The organism is Polynucleobacter sp. 35-46-11 (assembly GCF_002281105.1).
The window spans coordinates 1-4,403 of record NZ_NCFJ01000187.1 but is presented as its reverse complement, the minus strand read 5'-3'; the positions used below and the strand labels follow the sequence as shown (position 1 = coordinate 4,403).

Genomic DNA, 4,403 nt, shown 5'->3' with positions numbered 1-4,403 from the left:
CCTAGCCCGCATGGGCATTACCTGTGTTGGCGCACGGGGGCGATGGACCGCTGGGAGTGTGCGGCGTTTGCGGATTGGTTAAAGAAGGCTCAGAGAGTAATTTACGAGTCAGTTATGCAGTGGCCTCTCAAAATCTCGCGCGTGCACAGGTGCTGGCTAATTTAGATGCATTCTTAGAGCTGGCCTTAAATCAAGACGGTGGTCGCTATCCAAGCTTGAGTCGCTTTATCGAAGAGATTAATGCGATGCGCCGAGGCGATGATGACGAGACTCCGGATGAGGGTGATGTAGAGGCTGAGCTTGATGACGACATTGGTGAAGTAGATCTCGACAGCGAGATGTCCGAGGAAGATCAGCACAAGCGCGTGCGCTTAATGACAATTCATGGGGTCAAGGGCTTAGAGGCTCCATTTGTCATCATGCTCGATGCTAACCATACGGAGTGGAGGGCACCTAATCGCGGCGTACTGCTCGATTGGTCGCCAGACGAGACTAGTCCAAGCCATCTTTCTTTGTATACCGCAAAATCTTTGACGGAGAAGCGGGCGGCAATCTATGAAAAAGAGAATGAAGTCAGTGAGAATGAAAATTGGAACGTCCTCTATGTAGCGATGACTCGTGCACAGCAAGGTTTATGGATTAGCGGTGTTCAATCTCATATTAAAGATGGTATTAGCCAAAAATCTTGGTATGGCAGAGCGCTTGCGGCAGGCATGGAGACAGTGGATGTGACCCAGTTGGGTGAGCTGCCGCTTCAAGGTCAGGAGAGGCTTGATTCCAGCGGTAGCGAACCATTCCAAATAAATCATTTTCAATTGTCATGGGAGGCGGCTAAACAAGCCCATCAAGAAACCATTGCCAATATTGAAAGCGGTGCACTAGCTATAACTGAAAAGGCAAGAGAGCAAGCGCAATCGGTAGAGCAACCCGACCCAGAAATTTTGGAAGAGGGTACCCATTTCCATAAACTGCTGGAATTCTTAACTGCGCACTCAGGTAGTCAAATAACCAGCCCAATGCCAAGCGAGCAAGAGCTCATGAATTGGTTAAGCATTGATCAAGAGCACGCCAAAAAACTGATGGAGCGCGTGCAGATAGTGATGGATGCGCCCAAACTGAAACCTTACCTCACAGAAAATCAGTGGGTACAGGCTTGGAATGAAATTGATGTTGTTAGTCTAGAGGGCAAAAGCTTTCGCTTAGATCGCCTAGTGGAGTTTGATGATCACTTAGCTATCCTCGATTACAAGCTCACAATCCCAGAGGTGGGTAGTGAGGCATATAACAAGTACAGCGCACAACTCAATAACTACAAACAAGAGTTAGGCAGAATTCGGCCGGATAAGCCGGCTAAGGCCTACTTAATCTCTGCTTGGGGTGAGATCGCCGAGATATCTTAGGGTGTCCAGCCCTTTTGATCTTTGGATTTTGCTAGTTTTACCCATGCATCTTGCTGTCTTCAATTAGACTTACTCCTTCGATAAAATATTTACTAAAATTAATACCATTACTTAGAAGAGTTTGGCGCAATGACAGAAGGTTTAGTAATAGGATCACTGTTGGTATTGGGCGGCCTAGTGGTGCGCTATATGCAAAAGCACCCCTTTTATCGCTATAAAACCCAAAAATACAAAGAGCGCTATCAATCTAAATTGCATGACGCTCTAGAGCATAGAAGTGATAGTTCTGGTGCATATTGGTTCTCGCGTGCCATCGCAGACTATATCTTTGATTTTGGGCAGCGCACCTACCATGACTACCATGTAGAACAATATGAAAAGCGCGCTGAGTCAGAAATCCCTCATCTTTACCATCTGCGCATTGAAGAGCCGAGCACCTTGTGTCAACACCTAGTCGAGCGGGCAGTGGAGATGAAGGTTCCAGCCACCGTTTTTGGTATGCATATGCGCGTTTTATGGAGGGGCTACTTGGTGCCAGTAGGCCGAATCACCCCTAAAAATATCCAGAGCATTCCGGGTTCTGCAGCCTATTACGCGGAGTTAAGTAATTTGCCGGCCTCAAAAGAAGATGTGCAGCGCTTTATGGAAAAGACCGAGGAGTCGTAGTCAAGCTGCAGGCTTCAAACAACCAAACTGTCTGACAGAGATTTGTCTTGCGAGTCTTTAAAGGACGAATTTAAGCGAGCTGAGGAAGCTAAAAAAGAAGCTGAGGATGTAAAAGGTGTGACGGGCACGAATACCGCGGCCGCAATTTTCTTCCCTATTGGCATTATTGCCACCTACAGTAATGCCAACGAAGCTATTGCAGCAGCCGATGCAAGAATGTCAAGATTGGCTGATCTAATGGATAAGAAAAATTGCAAATAGATCTTGGCTTATCAAGAAATATCAAAACCACCTTCGGGTGGTTTTTATTTGCTTAGCCTTCCTGGGCTGCGGATGAATTTGCATTCTTGATGCCCCTAAAAGGGGTAAAAACCACGTTTTTGGAAAAATAATGCCTGGGTATTGAAATACTGTATGGATATACAGTATATTAGAACCTATGGCACTAATCGCACTTCCACAAAGCTCCTCAGAAAGCACTCTAACCCAGGCTCCACAAGCCTTGGCGGCAAATGGCGCCTATGAGTTCAAGCTCCTGAGTCACCGTATTTCAGCGGGATTTCCGAGTCCGGCGGCTGATTATGCTGAGGAAGGCCTCGATTTAAACCACTATTTAGTCCAAAACAAACCAGCCACTTTCATGTTCACCGTTAAGGGTGATTCGATGATGGGTGCAGGTATTTGTGACGGCGATAAGGTAGTGGTTGATAAAGCCCTCAAGCCAAAACACAAAGACATCGTGGTTGCCGTGGTTGATGACGAGTACACCATCAAGCGGCTCTATCAATTGCGTGGCAAGACCGAGCTCCAGCCAGAGAACCCCAATTACGAGCCCATTACATTTAACGAGAACAGCGAACTCCAAATCTGGGGTGTAGTGGTTGGGGTAGTACGCAAATACAGCCACGCTAGTAGCAGAAATGGTAAATCTATATGAGCGCTATTCATCAAGCTGGCAAAACCAATCAACTCTTCGCGCTGGTCGACGTGAACAACTTCTATGTATCTTGTGAGCGTGTATTTGCCCCCAAGCTGGAAGATGTACCAATGGTCGTTCTCTCGAATAACGATGGTTGCGCCGTAGCGCGTAGCGCTGAAGTCAAGGCGCTCGGTGTAAAGATGGGTACGCCCTGGTTTCAGATGAAAGACTTAGCCAAGCAACATGGTATTCAAGCGTATTCATCTAACTACACCTTGTATGGTGATATGAGCGGCAGGGTAGTAGAAGTATTAAGAAAGTTCACACCCAATTTAGAGGTCTACAGTATTGACGAGAGCTTTCTGCAAATCGAGACAGTGCTCAAGCAATATGCTGACCCGACTAGCTTAGGCCAAATCATGAAGCAAGATGTTAAAGATACTACTGGCCTGCCCGTATGTGTCGGCATTGGTGCTAGCAAGACGCTTGCTAAGTTGGCAAATCATTTTGCTAAAAAGAATCCCCAGTTTGCTGGCGTATGTGACATCAGTTCCATGCCTAAAGAGGTCCTCTATCAATGGATGGCCGAGACAGCGGTAGGTGAGGTGTGGGGTATTGGTGGCAAGACTGCCAAGAAACTCAAAGAGCTCAAGATCAACAGCGTATTTGATTTAGTGCAAATATCACCGCAAGCTATGCGTCAACAGTTTGGTGTTGTGATCGAGCGCATTTGCTATGAGTTGCGCGGAGTCTCTTGCCTTCAACTGGAGGAAGTGGCGCCAGCTAAACAACAGATTATTTCTTCAAGAAGTTTTGGTAAGCCAGTCACTTCAATGGAAGAGTTAGCTGAGTCAGTTGCTACACATGCCGCAAGAGGTGCTGAGAAGCTGAGAAGTCAGAAGTCAGTGACGGGCGCGCTCACCATCTTTGTACAAACTAATCCACATAAGCCATTTGAGCCACAACACCATCAAAGTATCACCGTTGTTCTGAGTGATCCTAGCGACAACACCTTAACCTTGACTAGCGCTGCATTAAAAGGTTTGAAACAAATCTACAAAGCTGGCTTTAAGTATAAGAAGGCTGGGGTGATCCTCAATCTCCTGGCTGATAAACCTACGATGCAGCAATCGCTATTTGATGACATGGAAGTGAAAGGCAAGTCTGCTGGACTCATGAAGGCTATGGATTCAATCAATAGTCGCTTTGGTAATGCCGCTATCAAAACTGCTGCATCTGGAACTAAGCAAGACTGGCAAATGAGATCAAGTAACCGATCACCGAACTACACCACGCAGTGGGATGAGCTACCGGTAGTGCGTTAAAGAACTAGACAAATGATAAGCAAAAGAGCGATGAAAAAAATGAAGAAAAACAACAAATAAGGAAGTGAATTTTACTAGCTCATTTCATGAGCT

5 protein-coding genes and 1 pseudogene are annotated in these 4,403 nt (G+C 46.3%); all 6 read left to right on the top strand.

What is annotated here, in order from left to right:
- Positions 1–90 (top strand): annotated as a pseudogene (locus tag B7Y67_RS11415) (LysR family transcriptional regulator); the annotation flags it as partial.
- Positions 57–1,400 (top strand): 3'-5' exonuclease, encoded by a 1,344-nt coding sequence (locus B7Y67_RS11410; protein WP_367227281.1) that lies wholly within the window; start codon positions 57–59, stop codon positions 1,398–1,400. The pseudogene B7Y67_RS11415 and the gene B7Y67_RS11410, both read left to right, overlap by 34 nt.
- A 129-nt stretch (positions 1,401–1,529) precedes the next feature.
- Positions 1,530–2,066, top strand: coding sequence for a hypothetical protein (locus B7Y67_RS11405; RefSeq protein WP_215301046.1), 537 nt, complete (start codon positions 1,530–1,532; stop codon positions 2,064–2,066).
- Positions 2,067–2,108: 42 nt separating this feature from the next.
- Complete coding sequence (locus tag B7Y67_RS11400; protein ID WP_293598746.1) at positions 2,109–2,327, top strand: hypothetical protein; 219 nt, start codon at positions 2,109–2,111, stop codon at positions 2,325–2,327.
- A gap of 178 nt (positions 2,328–2,505) precedes the next feature.
- The gene (locus B7Y67_RS11395; protein ID WP_293598745.1) at positions 2,506–3,003 is read left to right on the top strand and encodes a LexA family transcriptional regulator; all 498 of its coding nucleotides are present in this window, start codon (positions 2,506–2,508) and stop codon (positions 3,001–3,003) included.
- Complete coding sequence (locus B7Y67_RS11390) at positions 3,000–4,310, top strand: Y-family DNA polymerase (RefSeq protein ID WP_293598744.1); 1,311 nt, start codon at positions 3,000–3,002, stop codon at positions 4,308–4,310. Before B7Y67_RS11395 ends, B7Y67_RS11390 begins: the two co-directional genes overlap by 4 nt.
- The last annotated feature ends 93 nt before the right edge of the window (positions 4,311–4,403 follow it).

Coding starts and splice junctions, on each gene's coding strand:
- B7Y67_RS11405 (WP_215301046.1), top strand. CDS start 1,530: ATGACAGAAGGTTTAGTAATAGGATCACTGTTGGTATTGGGCGGCCTA.
- B7Y67_RS11395 (WP_293598745.1), top strand. CDS start 2,506: ATGGCACTAATCGCACTTCCACAAAGCTCCTCAGAAAGCACTCTAACC.
- B7Y67_RS11390 (WP_293598744.1), top strand. CDS start 3,000: ATGAGCGCTATTCATCAAGCTGGCAAAACCAATCAACTCTTCGCGCTG.